1 protein-coding gene is annotated in these 601 nt (G+C 31.3%); it reads right to left on the bottom strand.

Going from position 1 to position 601, the window contains the following annotated elements:
- On the bottom strand, positions 1-399 hold a 399-nt coding region (locus tag SM447_RS29510; RefSeq protein ID WP_474576139.1), incomplete at its 3' end, for a hypothetical protein.
- Positions 400-601 lie beyond the last annotated feature (202 nt).

Genomic DNA, 601 nt, shown 5'->3' with positions numbered 1-601 from the left:
CAAATCGTTATAATTACCTACGGCTCTCCTCAGAGCACCTCTCATTTTATTAGTCAAATTTGTTCTCCCAAGAATATTAATAGTACGTCGGTTCCCATTTATTCGTACTGTATTAGTAGTTCTAAAAAGTTTTGCTCCTGGTTCTTCTTGCAAAGGTGATTTCACAGAAGTATCTGCAATCTTATCATCGGATAAAAAAATGTCTCCGCTAACCCATCCTTTGACTCCATCCACAACAAAAGGACGTACCCCTGCAATGGGATTTACCCCTTCTTCTATAAATCTCTGAGCTACTTTTTTTTTAATCTCAGAGCTTGTTGTAATATCTGCTACAGTTTCATCAACCCCTTCTTTGTTACATGAAACCAACATTGCTATAGTTACGATAGCAATGGACATGATTTTTAAATTTTTCATTTTTGTTTTGTTTGAGTGTTAGTTTTTGCATTAAATAGATAACAATAATACACCATAAGCATCTTATTATCTGAATTTTAACTTATAATAACACAATTCATTAACACTTGTCTTACAAAAAATACAAAAAACAACAAAATGAATAAACAACTCTTAAAACTAAATTTAAATTAAAACACTATTA

Source organism: Micromonospora aridisoli (assembly GCF_056150025.1).
The sequence above is the reverse complement of the archived record's forward strand: the minus strand, read 5'-3'. Positions and strand labels throughout refer to the sequence as shown.